This is a genomic window from Pseudomonas lalkuanensis (assembly GCF_008807375.1).
In the GTDB taxonomy this organism is placed as follows: Bacteria; Pseudomonadota; Gammaproteobacteria; order Pseudomonadales; family Pseudomonadaceae; genus Metapseudomonas; species Metapseudomonas lalkuanensis.
This window is the reverse complement of the sequence record NZ_CP043311.1, coordinates 2,123,327-2,140,194: the sequence shown is the minus strand read 5'-3', so window position 1 is coordinate 2,140,194 and position 16,868 is coordinate 2,123,327. Positions and strand designations below refer to the sequence as shown.

General features: G+C 63.6%; 21 protein-coding genes. 5 read left to right on the top strand and 16 right to left on the bottom strand.

Going from position 1 to position 16,868, the window contains the following annotated elements; all coding sequences use genetic code 11:
• Positions 1–19: 19 nt before the first annotated feature.
• From FXN65_RS10070 to sdhC, 4 genes are read right to left on the bottom strand one after another with little or no spacing between them, the layout of a single operon-like run.
• Entirely contained in the window at positions 20–736 is a 717-nt protein-coding gene (locus FXN65_RS10070; protein WP_151133055.1) for a succinate dehydrogenase iron-sulfur subunit, read from the bottom strand.
• 11 nt (positions 737–747) lie between these two features.
• Positions 748–2,520, bottom strand: a complete 1,773-nt coding sequence (sdhA, locus tag FXN65_RS10065; protein WP_151133054.1) for a succinate dehydrogenase flavoprotein subunit — start codon at positions 2,518–2,520, stop codon at positions 748–750.
• 3 nt (positions 2,521–2,523) lie between these two features.
• Positions 2,524–2,892 (bottom strand): succinate dehydrogenase, hydrophobic membrane anchor protein, encoded by a 369-nt coding sequence (gene sdhD, locus FXN65_RS10060; protein WP_044875205.1) that lies wholly within the window; start codon positions 2,890–2,892, stop codon positions 2,524–2,526.
• Positions 2,886–3,260 carry a succinate dehydrogenase, cytochrome b556 subunit gene (gene sdhC / locus FXN65_RS10055; RefSeq protein ID WP_151133053.1) on the bottom strand — a complete coding sequence of 125 codons (375 nt, stop codon included), beginning with the start codon at positions 3,258–3,260 and terminating at the stop codon, positions 2,886–2,888. Before sdhC ends, sdhD begins: the two co-directional genes overlap by 7 nt.
• A 362-nt stretch (positions 3,261–3,622) precedes the next feature.
• Between sdhC and gltA the strand changes: the two genes are divergently transcribed.
• On the top strand, positions 3,623–4,909 hold the full coding sequence (gene gltA / locus FXN65_RS10050) for a citrate synthase (RefSeq protein ID WP_151133052.1): 1,287 nt from the start codon (positions 3,623–3,625) through the stop codon (positions 4,907–4,909).
• Positions 4,910–4,974: 65 nt separating this feature from the next.
• Here gltA and FXN65_RS10045 read toward each other — a convergent pair whose 3' ends face one another.
• The 3 genes from FXN65_RS10045 to FXN65_RS10035 are packed head-to-tail and all read right to left on the bottom strand — an operon-like array spanning position 4,975 to position 6,784.
• Positions 4,975–5,577, bottom strand: coding sequence for an START domain-containing protein (locus FXN65_RS10045; protein ID WP_151133051.1), 603 nt, complete (start codon positions 5,575–5,577; stop codon positions 4,975–4,977).
• 46 nt (positions 5,578–5,623) lie between these two features.
• A complete protein-coding gene (locus FXN65_RS10040; RefSeq protein ID WP_151133050.1) occupies positions 5,624–5,881 on the bottom strand; it encodes a YkgJ family cysteine cluster protein in 258 nt (85 codons plus the stop codon).
• A 45-nt stretch (positions 5,882–5,926) separates the two neighbouring features.
• Complete coding sequence (locus tag FXN65_RS10035; RefSeq protein ID WP_151133049.1) at positions 5,927–6,784, bottom strand: hypothetical protein; 858 nt, start codon at positions 6,782–6,784, stop codon at positions 5,927–5,929.
• 73 nt (positions 6,785–6,857) lie between these two features.
• On the opposite strand from FXN65_RS10035, the gene FXN65_RS10030 reads away from it, so the two are divergent.
• Complete coding sequence (locus tag FXN65_RS10030) at positions 6,858–7,199, top strand: DMT family protein (protein WP_151133048.1); 342 nt, start codon at positions 6,858–6,860, stop codon at positions 7,197–7,199.
• Here FXN65_RS10030 and FXN65_RS10025 read toward each other — a convergent pair.
• The gene (locus FXN65_RS10025) at positions 7,189–8,067 is read right to left on the bottom strand and encodes an NAD(P)-dependent oxidoreductase (RefSeq protein ID WP_151133047.1); all 879 of its coding nucleotides are present in this window, start codon (positions 8,065–8,067) and stop codon (positions 7,189–7,191) included. The two genes, FXN65_RS10030 and FXN65_RS10025, sit on opposite strands and share 11 nt — an antisense overlap.
• Before the next feature lie 116 nt (positions 8,068–8,183).
• On the opposite strand from FXN65_RS10025, the gene FXN65_RS10020 reads away from it, so the two are divergent.
• Entirely contained in the window at positions 8,184–8,726 is a 543-nt protein-coding gene (locus FXN65_RS10020) for an exonuclease domain-containing protein (RefSeq protein ID WP_151133046.1), read from the top strand.
• Positions 8,727–8,803: 77 nt separating this feature from the next.
• Positions 8,804–9,085 (top strand): pyrimidine/purine nucleoside phosphorylase, encoded by a 282-nt coding sequence (gene ppnP / locus FXN65_RS10015; RefSeq protein ID WP_151133045.1) that lies wholly within the window; start codon positions 8,804–8,806, stop codon positions 9,083–9,085.
• A gap of 115 nt (positions 9,086–9,200) precedes the next feature.
• On the opposite strand, the gene murB is transcribed toward ppnP, so the two are convergent.
• The 8 genes from murB to FXN65_RS09975 all read right to left on the bottom strand — a co-directional run bounded on the left by murB (position 9,201) and on the right by FXN65_RS09975 (position 16,047).
• Complete coding sequence (gene murB, locus FXN65_RS10010) at positions 9,201–10,220, bottom strand: UDP-N-acetylmuramate dehydrogenase (protein WP_151133044.1); 1,020 nt, start codon at positions 10,218–10,220, stop codon at positions 9,201–9,203.
• On the bottom strand, positions 10,217–10,681 hold the full coding sequence (locus tag FXN65_RS10005; RefSeq protein ID WP_151133043.1) for a low molecular weight protein-tyrosine-phosphatase: 465 nt from the start codon (positions 10,679–10,681) through the stop codon (positions 10,217–10,219). The genes murB and FXN65_RS10005 overlap by 4 nt, the downstream gene beginning before the upstream one ends.
• A complete protein-coding gene (gene kdsB / locus FXN65_RS10000) occupies positions 10,681–11,445 on the bottom strand; it encodes a 3-deoxy-manno-octulosonate cytidylyltransferase (protein WP_151133042.1) in 765 nt (254 codons plus the stop codon). The genes FXN65_RS10005 and kdsB overlap by 1 nt, the downstream gene beginning before the upstream one ends.
• Positions 11,442–11,627 carry a Trm112 family protein gene (locus FXN65_RS09995; RefSeq protein WP_077525327.1) on the bottom strand — a complete coding sequence of 62 codons (186 nt, stop codon included), beginning with the start codon at positions 11,625–11,627 and terminating at the stop codon, positions 11,442–11,444. The genes kdsB and FXN65_RS09995 overlap by 4 nt, the downstream gene beginning before the upstream one ends.
• Positions 11,628–11,666: 39 nt before the next feature.
• Complete coding sequence (lpxK, locus tag FXN65_RS09990) at positions 11,667–12,671, bottom strand: tetraacyldisaccharide 4'-kinase (RefSeq protein WP_151133041.1); 1,005 nt, start codon at positions 12,669–12,671, stop codon at positions 11,667–11,669.
• Entirely contained in the window at positions 12,671–13,117 is a 447-nt protein-coding gene (locus tag FXN65_RS09985) for an ExbD/TolR family protein (RefSeq protein WP_151133040.1), read from the bottom strand. The genes lpxK and FXN65_RS09985 overlap by 1 nt, the downstream gene beginning before the upstream one ends.
• Positions 13,114–13,749, bottom strand: a complete 636-nt coding sequence (locus tag FXN65_RS09980) for a MotA/TolQ/ExbB proton channel family protein (protein ID WP_151133039.1) — start codon at positions 13,747–13,749, stop codon at positions 13,114–13,116. Before FXN65_RS09980 ends, FXN65_RS09985 begins: the two co-directional genes overlap by 4 nt.
• Before the next feature lie 72 nt (positions 13,750–13,821).
• Complete coding sequence (locus FXN65_RS09975; protein WP_178119296.1) at positions 13,822–16,047, bottom strand: DNA internalization-related competence protein ComEC/Rec2; 2,226 nt, start codon at positions 16,045–16,047, stop codon at positions 13,822–13,824.
• Positions 16,048–16,220: 173 nt separating this feature from the next.
• Between FXN65_RS09975 and FXN65_RS09970 the strand changes: the two genes are divergently transcribed.
• The gene (locus FXN65_RS09970) at positions 16,221–16,748 is read left to right on the top strand and encodes a DUF2062 domain-containing protein (protein ID WP_151133038.1); all 528 of its coding nucleotides are present in this window, start codon (positions 16,221–16,223) and stop codon (positions 16,746–16,748) included.
• Positions 16,749–16,868: the final 120 nt, after the last annotated feature.

The window sequence follows — 16,868 nt, the reverse complement described above, 5'->3', positions numbered from 1 at the left end:
TACGCGTACAGCAATCGAATCAGGTACCGCTTTGCAGCAGCATGTTACGTACGTGGCCGATTGCCTTGGTGGGGTTCAGACCCTTCGGGCAAACGTTCACGCAGTTCATGATGCCGCGGCAACGGAACACGCTGAACGGATCGTCCAGCGCAGCCAGTCGCTCTTCGGTCTTGTTGTCACGGCTATCGGCCAGGAAACGATAGGCCTGCAGCAGCGCAGCGGGACCGAGGAACTTGTCCGGGTTCCACCAGAAGGACGGGCAGGAAGTCGAGCAGCAAGCGCACAGGATGCACTCGTACAGACCGTCCAGCTTCTCGCGATCTTCCGGGGACTGCAGACGCTCGATGGCCGGAGCCGGAGTATCGTTCTGCAGGAAGGGTTTCACCTTCTCGTACTGCTTGTAGAAGATGCTCATATCGACGACCAGGTCACGGATGACCGGCAGACCCGGCAGCGGACGAATCACCAGCTTGCCGCCCTTCAGGCCAGCGGCCGACAGCGGAGTGATGCACGCCAGGCCATTCTTGCCGTTGATGTTCATGCCGTCGGAACCGCAGACGCCTTCACGGCAGGAGCGACGGTAAGAGAAACCTTCGTCCTGTTCCTTGATCAGCGCCAGTACGTCGAGGACCATCACGTCCTTGCCGTCGGTGTCGATCTGGAAGTCCTGCATGGTCGGAGCGCTGTCGCTCTCCGGGTTGTAGCGATAGACGCTGACAGTAAGAGTCTTGGACATCTCGGCCACCCTTAATAAGTACGTACTTTGGGTTCGAACGCCGGAACAGTCTTCGGCGCGAAGTTGACAGCGCGCTTGGCAACGCGCTTCTCACCCGGGAAGTACAGGGTGTGGCACAGCCAGTTCTCGTCGTCGCGGTCTTCGAAGTCTTCACGGGCGTGAGCACCACGGGACTCTTTGCGCACTTCGGCGGCGATGGCGGTGGCTTCAGCGACTTCCAGCAGGTTCTGCAGCTCCAGCGCTTCGATACGCGCGGTGTTGAAAGCCTGGGACTTGTCGTTGATCTTCACGTTGGCGATGCGCTCACGCAGCTCGGCCAGCTGAGCGATACCCTTCTGCATGTATTCGCCAGTACGGAATACGCCGAAGTAGTTCTGCATGCACTGTTGCAGCTCGCGCTTCAACGGAGCGACTTCTTCGCCGCTGGTGCGCTCGTTGACACCGGACAGACGCTTGAGGGACTGCTCGATGTCGGTCTCGCTGGCGCCGCGCGCCTCGATACCTTCCTTGAGCGCCTTCTCCAGGTGCAGACCGGCGGCACGGCCGAATACCACCAGGTCGAGCAGCGAGTTGCCGCCCAGGCGGTTGGCGCCATGAACCGATACGCAAGCCACTTCGCCCACGGCGAACAGGCCTTCGACAATGGTGTCGTTACCGTTGGCGTCCTGGGTGATGGCCTGACCATGAATGTTGGTGGCAACGCCGCCCATCATGTAGTGGCAGGTCGGGATAACCGGGATCGGAGCGACGACCGGGTCGACGTGCGCGAAAGTTTTGGACAGTTCGCAGATGCCAGGCAGGCGGCTGTGCAGGACTTCCTCGCCGAGGTGGTCGAGCTTCAGCAGTACGTGGTCCTTGTTCGGGCCCACACCGTTGCCGGCGATCACTTCCTTGACCATGGAACGGGCGACCACGTCGCGGCCGGCCAGGTCCTTGGCGTTCGGAGCGTAACGCTCCATGAAGCGCTCGCCATGGGCGTTGATCAGGTAACCACCTTCACCACGGCAGCCTTCGGTGACCAGTACACCAGCGCCGGCGATACCGGTCGGGTGGAACTGCCACATTTCGATGTCCTGCACCGGCACACCAGCACGCAGGGCCATGCCCACGCCGTCACCGGTGTTGATCAGGGCGTTGGTGGTGGAGGCGTAGATACGACCAGCACCGCCGGTGGCCAGAACCACGGCTTTGGAACGGATGTATACGGTTTCGCCGGTCTCGATGCAGATGGCGATGATGCCGACCACGGCGCCGTCCTGGTTCTTCACCAGGTCAACGGCGTACCACTCGTTGAGGAACGAGGTGCCGTTCTTCAGGTTGGCCTGGTACAGGGTGTGCAGCAGTGCGTGACCGGTACGGTCGGCAGCGGCGCAGGTACGGGCAGCCTGACCACCCTTGCCGAAGTCCTTGGACTGACCACCGAACGGACGCTGGTAGATACGCCCCTGTTCGGTACGGGAGAACGGCAGGCCCATGTGTTCCAGTTCGAACACGGCTTCCGGACCTACGGAGCACATGTATTCGATGGCGTCCTGGTCACCGATGTAGTCGGAGCCCTTGACGGTGTCGTACATGTGCCAGCGCCAATCGTCGTTCGGGTCGGCCGAAGCGATGGCACAGGTGATGCCGCCCTGGGCGGATACGGTGTGGGAGCGGGTCGGGAAGACCTTGGTCACCACAGCGGTCTTGTGGCCACCCTGGGCCAGTTGCAGCGCAGCGCGCATGCCGGCGCCGCCACCACCTACGATGATGGCGTCGAAGGAAAGAGTACGAATGCTAGCCATGGATCACACACCCCAGAGAATCTGCACGCCCCAGACGAAGAACGCGAACATTGCCATGCCGCATACCGCCTGGAACAGGAAACGCACGACAGTCGCCGCCTTGCCCAGCGCCATGGGCGTCAGGTAGTCGGTGGAGATGGTCCACATGCCAACCCAGGCGTGAACGCTCAGGGCGACCAGGGCCAGCAGGCTGAAGATGCGCATTGCGGTGTGGGAGAACAGACCGTGCCAGTCGGCATAGGTCAGACCCGGATTGAACAGCAGGTAGCCCAGCAGGAAGAGGAAATAAGCCGCGAGAACGACCGCAGAAACACGCTGAGCCATCCAGTCATATAGGCCCGAACGCGAGAAGTTCGTGACGTTGGTTACCATACCCACACCCCCAGCAGCACGATCAGCACCGCAGAAACTACGATGACGATTTTCGAGCCCAGCGCACCGCCCTCGAGCGTTTCGCCGACGCCCGCATCCATTACCAGGTGGCGCACACCGGCGACCAGGTGGTAAAGCAGCGCGGACAGGAGGCCCCAAATCACCAGCTTGGCCAGCGGACTGGTCAGGCACGCTTTTACCTGCTCGAAGCCTTCCTCGGAGCTCAGCGACTTGTCGAGCGCGAACAGCAGCACGGCAATACCGAAGAAGAGGATGACGCCGGAGATACGATGCAGGATGGACGTGTAAGCAGTGATGGGGAGTTTGATGGTCCTGAGATCTAGGTTTACAGGTCGTTGGCTATTCACGGCTTTTTTTTCACACTGAGGCCCCTAACAAACAGGGCAAGTTGTCGGGAAGTGCACTGATCAGGTACCCCTCACCAAAGGGAGTGCCGACCTCCAGAATATGGGCCCAGGGCCCCTGGCGATCGGGCGCTGAGTATAGACAGTTAGCTGACTAATGACAATGCGAACTCCTGCCCCCAAAAGCGGATTGCGCTGCCTATATAAAAGGCGTAAATAGCCCCTCTTTTTTCGCCGAAAAACCCACGCAAACCCCACTGCCACATGGGTTTCTTCAAATTGACATTCGAATTTATAGCTCTATAGTGTCCCGGGCCCTGCGTGGGGGGCTGTCTGATGATTTCAAGCATAACTAGGAGGCCGCTATGGCTGACAAAAAAGCGCAGTTGATCATCGAGGGCGCAGCCCCCGTAGAGCTGCCCGTTCTGTCCGGAACCATGGGACCCGATGTAGTCGATGTGCGGGGCCTGACCTCCACGGGCTGCTTCACCTTTGATCCTGGCTTTATGTCGACCGCCTCTTGCGAGTCGAAGATCACCTACATCGACGGCGACAAGGGCGTATTGCTGCACCGTGGCTATCCGATCGAGCAGCTGGCAGAGAAGTCCGACTACCTGGAAACCTGCTACCTGCTGCTGAACGGCGAACTGCCGAACGCTGAAGAGAAGGCCAAGTTCGTTGGCACCATCAAGAACCACACCATGGTTCACGAGCAGTTGAAGAGCTTCTTCAACGGCTTCCGCCGCGACGCCCACCCGATGGCGATCATGTGCGGCGTGGTGGGTGCCCTCTCCGCCTTCTACCACGACTCCCTGGACATCAATAACCCGCAGCACCGCGAAGTTTCGGCGATGCGCCTGGTCGCCAAGATGCCGACCATCGCGGCAATGGCCTACAAGTACTCCATGGGCCAGCCCATGATGTACCCGCGTAACGACCTGAATTACGCGGAAAACTTCCTGCACATGATGTTCAACACCCCGGCCGAGATCAAACCGATCAGCCCGGTGCTGGCCAAGGCCATGGACCGCATCTTCATCCTGCATGCGGACCACGAGCAGAACGCTTCTACTTCCACCGTTCGTCTGGCCGGCTCCTCCGGCGCCAACCCCTTCGCCTGTATCGCTGCCGGCATCGCGGCCCTCTGGGGCCCGGCACACGGCGGCGCCAACGAAGCGGTGCTGACCATGCTGGACGAGATCGGCGACGTATCGAACATCGAGAAGTTCGTGGCCAAGGCCAAGGACAAGAACGATCCGTTCAAGCTGATGGGCTTCGGCCACCGCGTCTACAAGAACTTCGACCCGCGCGCCAAGGTCATGAAGCAGACCTGCGACGAGGTTCTGGCCGAGCTGGGTATCAACGACCCGCAGCTCGAGCTGGCCATGAAACTGGAAGAGATCGCGCGCAACGATCCTTACTTCAAGGAGCGCAACCTCTACCCGAACGTGGACTTCTACTCGGGCATCATCCTCAAGGCCATCGGCATTCCGACCAGCATGTTCACCGTGATCTTCGCGCTGGCGCGCACCGTGGGCTGGATCTCGCACTGGAAGGAAATGCTCTCCGGTCCGTACAAGATCGGTCGTCCGCGCCAGCTGTACACCGGTTACGAGAAGCGCGATTTCGTCGCGCTGGAAGGCCGCAAGTAAGACATACCGCCAATGAAGAAGGCTGCCGATAGGCAGCCTTTTTTATTTCAACTTCGTCTAGGCGTTCAGCGTTTTTCCGCCCGCTGGCGCATCGCTTTCAGGGTATTGAAGGGCGCATCGACCACGAAACTGTTCGCCAGCCAGGATGGCACGCTTCCTCCTGGTTCGGTGTGTACCTGATAGGTCACCTCCACCTCCCCCGCGCCCTTGGGCACCAGTTTCCAGAAACCTTGCACCTCGGTCACCCGCACGAAGCCATCGGCTTCCGGCAGGTATTTGGGCACGCCCTGCAGAACGCGCGTCACGCTGCCATCGCCTCCGGTCTCGGAGGTGACGTGCAACACCGAGTCGCGCGGAGTGACCGGCCAGGGCGTATTGAAGCGGGTGTAGGTCCAGCTCTGCGCCCCTTCACTCTTGAGCAGCTTCTGCTCCTTGCACTCGTGGATCCAGGCGCAAGAACCAACGACGTCTTCCTGCAGCGCACGCAGGGTGGCCATGTCGGCCTTCATCGTGGCGACGCCGCGATAGGCCTTGTACCTGGACCCGGGCACCTCGCTCAGGAACACCTTGATGCCGTCCTCATCCTTGGCCAGTTTCCAGTCCTCGGCCTGGACGGTGGATGCCGCCAGCAGCCCCAGGGCACAGAGCGCCGCAACCTTGATTCTCATGATCTCTCCTTGCTCAGGCGGTACCGGCAACCTGCCGGCAGATTGATTAGGCGGCCGAAGTTACCTGCTCCAGCCAACCGAGCAGGCGGATGGCCTCTTCGCGACTCTCTCCACAGACCTCGGAGTCCGCATCGAAATCGCCACAGACCGCCGGTCGGCGCGGATCACCGAACAGCTGGCAGAGGTTCTCCACGGACAGATGCAGGCAACGCTCACCCGCGGGCTTGCCTTCAGGCATGCCGGGCAGCGGGGAACTGATGGATGGAGCTATGCAGCAGGCGCCACAGCCTGGGCGGCAATGCATGGCGAAGAACCTCGAACGACGGGAATGACGACACGAAGCGCCATTTTACTTGGGCGAAGCCGGTGTTGACACGACCCCGGACACCGAAGATTGCCGGGCACGCAGCTCTTCGAGGCTGTCCCCCTTGTAGATGCGCGCCTTGAGCCGCCCCTCATGCACTTCCAGTCCAACACGTTGAGGATCACGCAGATCGAATACCTGATAGGCACTGGACTGGCTGTGGAAGGCCCGCAGGCGCGAAGTCACGAAAAAGGCCTGAGTCGCTGAAGTGCTCCAGCCCCCCGCCTCCGCCGGTCGACTGCCGGCCGCCGGCACCGTCAGGCGCCGCCCCGACATGTCATAGATGCCGGACACCTCGCCAAAACCGAAGATCCGCTCCCCCGCCTCGCGGCGCCAGCCCAGGTACAGTCGATTCAGCGCCGGATCGCCCAGGTACACGACCAGCACCAGACCGCGCTCGCCATCATCCTCCAGGGCCAATACGTAACTGCTCAAGCCCCCATCGGCACAGCGCAACTGCCCCTTCAGCGTGAGCCTGCCCCCCATGCGCTCGAAGGCTTCCAGGCTCTGCTCGCGGCATAGCCGGTCACGACGATCATGCAGCTCCCGCCCCGAATCGAGCAGACCCGGTGCCGCCTGCCCCGTTCCGGCCGCCAGAAAACCATCCTCGGCGGCCCAGAGCACTTTTTCCGGCCGCCCCTGGGGATAGACGCTAAAGCCCCGACCGCTCCACGACAGCCGATAGCGACCGAAGTCAAAATCCCGCCCCACCTTGAACGCGGGCGGCACATGCAGCGTCGCGATCACGGGCTCCTTGCGCCAGGCATCGATGCCGCGCAGCACTGCGATCGCCATCCCGAGCAGCACGATTGCCACAAACCCCAATTCACGCCAGAAGACCATGGCTCGCCCCTTTCCTTGAGAATCAGCACCCATTAGGCTTGCGCGCTCCTCCCAGACTCAGAGCACCCCCATCATGCCTGTATGGATGCAGACCGCCGCCCTGCTCGCGCTGTCCAACGTATTCATGACCTTCGCCTGGTATGGCCATCTCAAGACCCTCAACACCAAGCCCTGGGTGATTGCCGCACTTATCAGCTGGGGAATAGCCCTGTTCGAATACATGATCATGGTGCCGGCCAACCGCATCGGCTACACCGAACTCTCGGTCGGCCAGCTGAAGATCATGCAGGAGGTGATCACCCTGGCCATCTTCGTCCCGTTCAGCGTGCTCTACATGCAACAACCACTGAAGCTGGACTATCTGTGGGCGGGGCTATGCCTCTTGGGCGCGGTCTATTTCATCTTCAGGAGCTGATCGGCCTCTTCAACCGCGCGATCAGGCTTGATGTGTCCCAACGCCCGCCACCCATGGCCTGGACCTCGGCATAGAACTGGTCCACCAGCGCTGTGACAGGCAGCTGCGCGCCGTTGCGCGCCGCTTCGTCCAGCACGATGCCAAGATCCTTGCGCATCCAGTCCACGGCGAAGCCGAAGTCGAACTTGCCATCCAGCATGGTCTGGTGGCGATGCTCCAACTGCCAGGACTGCGCCGCCCCCTTGCTGATGACCTCCATGGCGCCTTGAGGATCGAGGCCCGCGCACTGGGCGAAATGCAACGCCTCGGCCAGTCCCTGCAGCAGTCCGCCGACGCAGATCTGGTTGACCATCTTGGTGAGCTGACCGCTCCCCACCGGCCCCATGCGGCGGATCATCTTGGCGTAGCTGTCGATCACCGGCGCGGCGCGATCGTAGAAGGCCTGTTCGCCCCCCACCATCACCGACAACATGCCTGCCTCGGCCCCGGCCTGACCGCCGGATACCGGGGCGTCGAGGAAGCCCAGCTCACGCTCGGCGGCCAGGACGGCCATCTCCCGCGCCACGTCAGCCGAAGCCGTGGTGTGATCCACCAGGATCGAACCGGGCGCCATTCCTGCGAACGCACCATCCGCCCCCAGCAGCACTGCCCGCAGATCGTCGTCATTACCGACGCAGACCATCACGAATTCCGCCCCTTGCGCCGCCTCACGCGGCGTGTCGAAGGCATCACCGCCGAACTCGTCGCACCACAGCGCGACTCGCCCCGGCGTGCGGTTGTAGACGCGAACCGAATGCCCCTCGCAAGCCAGGTGCCCGGCCATGTTGAAGCCCATTACCCCCAGACCGATGAACGCTACTTCAGCCATTGTTGTTCTCCTTCGTCGACCTGCGGAAAAGCCTAACACGCAGTTTGCCGACCCGCGAAAGCGCCACCATACTCGCTCCGGGCAGGACTCGACCGCCCCATGCCAAGGAGAACTCCATGCCACACTGGCTGGTCATCGATCTGGAAGCCACCACCGAAGAAGGCGGCTGGCCCCTGGAAGAAATGGAAATCATCGAGATCGGTGCGACCCTCGTTCGCACGGATGGCCATGAAGTGGACCATTTCCAGCGTTTCGTGCGCCCCGCACGCCGCCCGTGCCTGACAGGCTTCTGCCGCCAGCTAACCCACATAAGCCAGTCCGACGTGGACGGCGCTGCGAGCCTGCCTCAGGTATGGCAGGCCTTCGAACGCTGGCTCAGCCATCACAGCCCGCGCCTGGTGGGATGGGCGAGCTGGGGCGACTACGACCGCCACCAGCTGGAACAGGAATGGCACCTGCACGGTCTGGAAAGCCTGCTGGCCGCCGTACCGCACCTGAATCTCAAGCAACGCTTCGCCGAAGTACGCCAACTCAAGCGCGCCGTGGGCCTGCACACTGCCCTGCAACTGGCGGGCCTGCACTTCCAGGGCCAACAGCACCGCGCCCTCGAAGATGCCCGCAACACCGCGCGCCTGCTGCCTCTGGTGCTCCCCACTTGAAGACTCGAACCTAGTGACGGCATAACCCGCCTTGGGCATACTGTCGGGCCCTTTCAGACCCCCTCCAGGAGCCCAGCATGTTCAAGGTCAACGAATACTTCGACGGCACCGTCAAATCCATCGCCTTCGGCATGAGCGAAGGCCCGGCCACCATCGGCGTGATGGCTGCTGGCGAGTACGAGTTCGGCACCAGCCAACTGGAAGTGATGCACGTCATCGCCGGCGCCCTGACCGTGAAACTGCCGGGCAGCGACGCCTGGGAAACCTTTGCCGCCGGCAGCAAGTTCACCGTTCCGGCCAACAGCAAGTTCCAGCTGAAAGTAGCCCAGGACACCGCCTATCTCTGCGAATACCGCTAAGCGCCCGCCTCGGGCCTGACGCGCGTCGGCGAGACCGCCTCAAAGGCAGCCTTTCCGATTCGAGAGAAGAAAAACCGGCCAAGTGGCCGGTTTTTTCATTTGCGGGAAGCGCGCCTCAGATCAGGTTCGGTTCCATTTCCAGCTCTACGCCGAACTTCATTGCGATATCCGCCTGGATGCGTCGGGCCAGCTCATGGAGCTGGTTCCCGGTGGCCGAGCCGTAGTTCACCAGCACCAGGGCCTGCAGCCGGTGCACGCCGGCATCGCCTTCGCGAAAGCCCTTCCAGCCGGCACGCTCGATCAGCCAGCCGGCGGCCAGTTTCACCTGCCCGTCCGCCTGGGGATAGGCGACCAGATCGGAATGCTCGCCACGCAGGCGCTGGGCCAGGTCGGCATTGACCAGCGGATTCTTGAAGAAGCTGCCGGCGTTGCCCAGTTCAGCGGGGTCGGGCAGCTTTTCGCTACGAATGGCGCAAATGGCGCGACTGACATCACTGGGTGTCGGCGCATCGATACCCTCCGCCTGCAGACGTTGGCGCACCGGACCATAGTCCAGATGCAACTGCGCGGCGCGGCTCAGGTTGAAACGCACCCGCAGGATCAGCCAACGGCCCGCCTCGCGCTTGAACAGGCTGTCGCGATAGGCGAACTGGCAGTCCTGCAGACCGAAATCACGCAGCTCGCCAGTTAACCGATCCAGCGCGGTCAACCCGGCGAACACGTCTTTCAGCTCGACGCCATAGGCCCCGATGTTCTGCATGGGGGCGGCGCCGACGGTGCCGGGAATCAGGCTGAGATTCTCCAAGCCGCCCATGCCCTGCTCCAGGGTCCAGAGCACCAGCGGATGCCAGGGCTCCCCAGCTTCGGCCTCCAGCAGCACCTTCACGCCATCGTCAGCCAGGACGCGAATGCCACGGCTGGCCATGCGAAGCACCAACGCATCCACATCGCGGGTCAGCAACAGATTGCTGCCACCGCCGATCACCAGCAGCGGAAGACCGCGCTGGGCCGCCAGGGCGATGGCTTCACGCACCCCGGCATCGTCGTGGGCTTCGGCGAACAGGCGCGCCTTCACGTCCACACCGAAGGTGTTGTAGGGCTTGAGGGACAGGTTTTCGTGCAGGACCAGGCTCACAGGCGCCCCTTGATTTCCAGGATCAGCGCATCGCAGGCCTGCTCCACCAGGTCGAGTACCTGCTCGAAGCCTTCCTCGCCGCCATAGTACGGATCCGGCACCTCATCCAGCGCGAGTTGGTAGCGGCGCAGGAACAGGTCGACCTCGGCCGAGGAACTGCCAGGACGCAGCCGGCGCAGATTGGACAGGTTGCTCTCGTCCATCGCCAGAATCAGGTCGAAACGAGCGAAGTCATCCGCAGCCACCTGCCGTGCACGCAACTGCGAAAGGTCGTAGCCGCGACGCTGGGCTGCCACGCGGGTACGGGCGTCAGGCGCCTTGCCCACGTGCCAGTCGCCGGTGCCGGCGGAGTCCACCTGCACCTGCTCGAGCAGTCCGGCTTCACGCAACTTGTGCCGGAGCACGCCTTCGGCAGTGGGCGAACGGCAGATATTGCCGAGGCAAACGAACAGAACGCGCATCAAGCCCCCAGCAGGCGCCGGACGCGCTCGAGGTCTTCCGGGGTATCGACGCCAGCGGGTGGCGCTTCCAGGGCGTCAGCCACATGGATACGCACGCCGTGCCAGAGCGCACGCAGCTGCTCCAGGCACTCGGTGTTTTCCAGCCAGCACGGACCCCAGGTGACGAAGTCATGAAGGAAGCCCGCGCGATAGGCATAGATACCGATATGACGGCGATAGGGCACGTCCGCTGGCAACTGGTCACGGCTGACCGCGAAGGCATCACGGGCCCAGGGCAACGGCGCACGGCTGAAGGTCAGCGCCAGGCCATTGAGGTCGGCGACCACCTTCACCACGTTGGGATTGAAAAGCGCCTGCACATCCTCGATCGGCTCGGCCAGGGTGGCGATGCCGGCTTCCGGGTGAGCGGCGAGGTTGGCGGCCACCTGATCGATGATGGCCGGCGGGATCAGCGGCTCGTCACCCTGCACGTTGACCACGATGGCATCGCTGGCCAGGCCGAGCTGGCTGGCCACTTCGGCCAGGCGATCGGTACCGGAATTGTGGTCCACACGGGTCAGCAGCACCTCGGCGCCAAAGGCACCGCAGGCTTCGACGATACGCGCATCATCAGTGGCCACCACGACGCGCTGGGCGGCACTGCGCCGCGCCTGCTCCCACACATGCCGGACCATCGGCTTGCCGGCGATGTCCTGCAGCGGCTTGCCGGGTAGGCGGGTCGAGGCGTAGCGGGCAGGAATGACGACGGTAAAAGCCTGGGTCATTTGTCCAGCCGCTCGTCGACATTCAGGGTGCGGGCTTCACCTTCCAGCATCACCGGGATGCCGTCGCGCACCGGGAAGGCCAGGGCATCGGCCTTGCAGATGAGTTCGCTCTTGTCGTCGGCCAGCTTCAGCGGGCCCTTGCACAGGGGACAGGCGAGGATGTCGAGGAGTTTCGGGTCCATGAGTGAATCCTTGAGACGGCAGCCCAAGGGCTACCTGGGTTAGAAGTGGTTCGGCAGCAGGCGGGCCAGTTGTCCGTCGAACCAGGCGACGAAGGCTGGAGACGGATCGGCATCGACCGCCAGGTACCACCAGTCGGCAGCGGCGAAAGCCCGGCACTTCACCGCATCCTTCTCGGTCATCAGCAGCGGTAGCGGCGGGGTGAAATCCAGGGCTTCCGGGCTATAGACCGCGTGATCGGCGAAGGGGTGCGGAATCGGGCGCCAGTTTAGCGCCTCCAGAGTCCTGAAGAAACGCTGGGGGTTGCCGATGCCGGCCACCGCGTGCACGGCCTGGGCCGCAGGGAAATGCGCCAACCCCACCCGCTCGCCGCTCTTGAGGTTGACCAATACGCTCGGCCGCAGCTTGAAGGCGAAACCTTCGGAGGAATCGGCACCGGCGCCGTTGCGCAGCACGGCATCCACCGAATCCAGGCGCTCCGGAGGCTCACGCAGGGGGCCGGCAGGCAGGCAGCGGCGATTGCCGAGCCCGCGGGCCGCATCGATGAGAACCAGCTCCAGGTCGCGCCCCAGACGGTAATGCTGCAGGCCGTCATCGCTGAGGATGAGGTCCAGCTCTTCCTGGTCCAGCAGGGCCTTCACCGCGCGCGATCGGTCCGGATCGATCATCAGTGGAACGCCGCTGCGCTGGACGATCAGCAGAGGCTCGTCGCCGGCCAGCTCGGCGCCCTGCTCCGCGCGCACCCGCCAGGGCAACTGCGGCGGTTTGGCGCCATAGCCACGACTGACCACACCGACACGCAGCCCGCGTGCCCGGCAGTGTTCGATCAGCCAGAGGATCATTGGTGTCTTGCCGGTGCCGCCAACGGTGATGTTGCCGACAACGATCAGGGGGACGGGAGGGCGGTAGCTGTTGCCCTGACCCGAGAGAAAGGTCGCGCGCTTGCGCGCTGCCACCCGGCGATAGAGCCACTCCAGCGGAGCAAGCAGACCCAGGGCCGGATGGCCTCGGTACCAGGCGTCCAGCAAACGGTCGGAGAAGGCCATCAGGGCTTCTTGGCCGGGTCGGACTCGATGGTGGTCATGCGCAAGTGACTGAAGCCGAGCTTGCCGGCGGCGTCCATGGCAGTGATCACCGATTGATGGGTGGTGCGGGCGTCAGCGGTGATCACCAGCGGAAGGCTGTTATCGCCTTCCGACTCGCGCCCCAGGGCCGAGATCAGCGTGGCCAGGTCGCTTTTGACCAGGTTCTGGCCATTGAGCGAATACTGGCCATCTGCAGCAATGCTCAGCTCCAGGGTCTTCAGCTGGGTTTCCTCGGGCGAGGTGCCGCTCACCGCTTCAGGCAGCTCGATCTTCAACTGGCTCGGCTTGCTGAAAGTGGTGGTCACGACGAAGAACAGCAACAGCACGAAGATCACGTCGATCAACGAAGTGAGGTTGAGGAAGACCTCCTCGCGGGCGACATTGCCCGCCCTGCGGCGGAACTTCACGCTTTGGCTTCCTCTGCGAAGTCGACCTCGCGATCACCCTGGACCACTTCCACCAGCTTGATCGCCTCCTGTTCCATGGCCACCACCAGCTCGTCGACACGACGCAGCAGGTAGCGGTGGAAGAATACCGCCGGGATGGCCACGATCAGGCCCGCCGCGGTGGTCACCAGGGCCTTGGCGATACCGCCGGCCAGGATCGGCGCATTGGCCATGCCGTTCTCCATGAAGCCGCCGAAGATCTCGATCATGCCGAACACCGTACCCAGCAGGCCGAGCAGCGGCGCCATGGCCGCGATGGTGCCGAGGGCGTTGAGGTAACGCTCCAGCTCATGAATCACGCGGCTGGCGGCTTCCTCGATGCACTCCTTCATGATCTCGCGACCATGCTTGGAGTTGGCCAGGCCCGCTGCCAGCACTTCACCCAGCGGCGAAGAGGCGCGCAGATCCTTGAGCTTCTGGCTGTTGAGTTGCTTGTCCTTGATCTGACGCCAGACCTGGCCAAGCAGGTGCGGCGGAGAAACCCGGCTGATACGCAGAGTCCACAGACGTTCAGCGATGATCGCGGTGGCGGCGATGGAACATAGAATGATCGGCAGCATCATCCAGCCACCGGCTTTGACCAACTCCCACACGGTAGGAAATCCCCTTCGGAAAAGTGGCGCCACTCTAGCATAGGGTCAGGCCCTCGCCGACCGCCGCCGTTCTCATTTTTCCCTCCAGAACACGGACTTTTCTCGCTCGACTTCCGGCTCGCCAAAAGCGCCAAGACGCAGCAACAGGTGGCCCTGCTCCGCCGTGTCGTGGATTTCCGCGGGCAGCGCGCGGATTCGCGATGCGACCAACGGATGCGGGTGGCCATAGGCATTCAGATGACCGCGGGAAATCAGCACCTTCTCCGGTTTCACGGCGCGCAGGAAAGCGGCGCTGGAAGAAGTCCGGCTGCCATGGTGCCCGGCCACCAGCCAGCGCGCCGCGAGCGGCTGGCCGCTGGCGATCCAGGCTGCCTCCCCTCTAACGCCCAGATCGCCGCTGAGCAGTATGCGCTCGCCGGCGGCTTCGACGACCAGCACGCAGGAGCTGTCATTGCTGTCGCCACCCGGCGGCGGCTGCCAGACCAGGAAATCCACGCCGTCCCAGGACCAGGCCGCGCCCGCCGCGCAGGGCTCTGCTTCAAGATCTGGCGCAAGGCGTTCGGGCTCGCCGCTGAGTACCCGATCCACGGTCAATCCGCGTCGAACCGCCAGAGCCCCACCGGCGTGGTCCGAATCGGCATGGCTGATCAGCATCAGGCCGAGCCGGGATACGCCAAGGCCTCGCAGGGTGGGGACCACCACCCGTTCGCCGATATCGAAGTCGCCCCGGCGCGGTCCGGCGTCATAGAGCAACGCGTGCTCGCGGGTACGCACCAGCACTGAAAGCCCCTGCCCGACATCCAGCACCCGCACCTCGGCCTGACCGGGTCCTAAGCGCTGCTGTGGCGGGAAAAGCGCCGGCACCAGCAACGCCAGGCCGAGTGCGCGAAACGGCACGCCAGCCGGCGCTATCAGCAGAAGGACACCCATCGCACCCAGCGACCAGGCCCACACCGGGAGCTGTACGGGTATCCACGCAGGCAGCTGCGCAGACGTCCAGGCCAGCACCTGGAACAGCAGTTCCAGCGCACCTCCGGCCAGCCATAGCAACGCTTCTCCCAACCACGGAATGCCCAGTGTGGCGGCCCCCAACAGGGCCAGCGGCAGCACCACCAGACTGACCCAGGGCACCGCCACCAGGTTGGCCACGGGGCCGCTGAGACTGATGGGCAACGCCAGGGCCAGCAGCAGCGGCGCAAGGCCGAGACCCATCACCCATTGGGCGCGCCACCAGGTCATCCACCAGCGCCAGGCACCCAGACGTCCGGCGAAAGCCAGGACCAGCAACGCCACTGCGCCGAAAGACAACCAGAAACCGGTCTGCAGGACCACCAGGGGCTCGACCACCAGCACAACGCAGAGCGCGGCCAGCAAGGGAGTGAGGAACCCCAGGTGGCGAAAGCGCAGACGCCAAAGCAGGACCACCGCCAGCATCACGCAGGCCCTTCTGACCGGCACGTCGAACCCCGCCAGGATTCCGTAACCGAGCCCACCAATGAAGGCCATGGCGCACGCCCAGGGCAACCAGGGCAAGCGCCTTGGCCAGAGCCCCAATCGCGCGAGAACCGCTACAAGGCCGTAGAGCACGCCGGCGAACAGGGTGATGTGCTGCCCGGAGATCACCATCAGGTGCGTGGTACCAGTGTCTTGCAGCAGGCGCCAGTCCCGATCCTGCAGGCCGGAGCCATCGCCCAGCACCAGCGCGGCGAGCCCGCCGGCCCGGTCCCATGCGTCCACCTGGAGCAGGCGTTGGCGCAACTGGTCGCGCCAGGCAACCGGACCGCTGGCCGGAGACAGGCGCTCACCCGCCTTTACCGAGCCGGTCGCACCGATGCGCCTTGCCAGCAGCCAGGCTTCGAAATCGAAGGTCGCCGGATTTGCGAGACCGCGCGGCCGCTTGAGGCGCACCGCCAGGCGCCAACGCTCTCCTGCCAGTACCCGCGGTCCGTCGTGCCAGGACAGCCGCAGGCGCTGGGGCAACTGCGCACGAGGTGCATGAATATCCTCCAACTCGAATCGCACCACACCATCTGCCCTGCTCGGCAAGCCGACCACCCTCCCCTCCAGCCAGCGGACCTGACCGTCCAGACGCAGCTCCAGGCGGTCATCCAGCGCCCATTGGGCGCTCAGGCAGGCCCAGCCGATCCCGAGCAGGAACAGCCCGATTCGCCAGGCCCGCGAGCCCAACAGCAGCAAGCCGAGAATCAGCTGGAGATAGAGCCACCAGACAGGCGGCAGGATGGGCATCCAGCGCAAAAGAAGAAGGCCGACAGCAAAGGCGGCCAGGCCCGAGACCATGGATATCCGACTCCCTTTCCCTGGGACGGCAAGCGCGGCAACGTCCTGTGCCGCCCAGCGCTGGCCGATGCAAGCCGCGCAAATCCCCTTACACTTGCCGACACAAACTGACCCGGCGATGTCATTTCCGGGTGTGCATAATACCCGGCGCTTCCGTCCGCCAGAGACCGCCCATGCCGCGTCGCATCTTCAAACGCTACATGCCGAATCCGGACACCATCAGGGAACACAAATCCCTGCGTTTTCTCGGCACCCTGATCCATGATCCGAACCTCTGGCACCTCAATCGCCACTCGGTCGCCCGCGCCATGGCCATGGGCCTGTTCGCCGCGTTCGTGCCGATCCCCATGCAGATGCTGCTGGCCGCCGGCCTGGCCATCATGGTGCGCGCCAACCTGCCCATCTCCGTGGGCCTGGTCTGGCTGACCAACCCCATCACCATGCCGCCGGTTTTCTACTGCACCTACAAGATGGGGGCCTGGATCATGCAGATATCTCCGCGCGCGCTCCCCGATGAACTGACCTGGGAATGGATCACCCAGGAACTTTCCACGCTCTGGCAGCCGTTTCTCCTAGGATCACTGGTCTGTGGCGTGCTGGTCGGGGCGCTCGCCTACATGCTGACCATGCTTTATTGGCGCTGGTGGGTCGGCCACAGCTGGCGCAAACGCCAGAAGGCGCGCCGGGAAGTCAGCCGCTGAGCAAGTTCACGGACTGATACGTCGCCAAACGCCGGCGCACACAGCGCGCCCTTCCCATCGACGTCGTCGCACCAGGAAAGAAGAACGCCGCATCTGATGCGGCGTTTTCATTTGCAGAGC